Source organism: Parafrankia sp. Ea1.12 (assembly GCF_900465275.1).
GTDB lineage: Bacteria > Actinomycetota > Actinomycetes > Frankiales > Frankiaceae > Parafrankia > Parafrankia soli.
Window position 1 is genome coordinate 1 of the sequence record NZ_UBIZ01000101.1, and the last position, 237, is coordinate 237.

A 237-nucleotide genomic window follows, 5' to 3' on the forward strand; every position below is an offset into this window, starting at 1 on the left:
CCTCGACCGAGGTAGTCGACGACGTCACCCTGAAAGTCACGATGACCACTCCCGTGACCGCGTACGCGCAGGCGATCGTCGGCTCGGCGATGAACTGGATCGCCTCACCGGCGGCCCTGCGGAAGGGCGCCGCGGCCTTCGACGCCACCCCGATCGGCGCCGGCCCGTTCACGCTGAAGAGCTGGACCCGCCAGGCCGCCATGGAGCTGGTCAAGAACCCCCGCTACTGGGACGCCC

Annotated in this window: 1 protein-coding gene; it reads left to right on the forward strand. The window is 70.0% G+C overall.

Features of this window, described 5'->3' with window-relative positions:
* On the forward strand, window positions 1–237 hold a 237-nt coding region (locus FMEAI12_RS02240; RefSeq protein WP_235013607.1), incomplete at both ends, for an ABC transporter substrate-binding protein.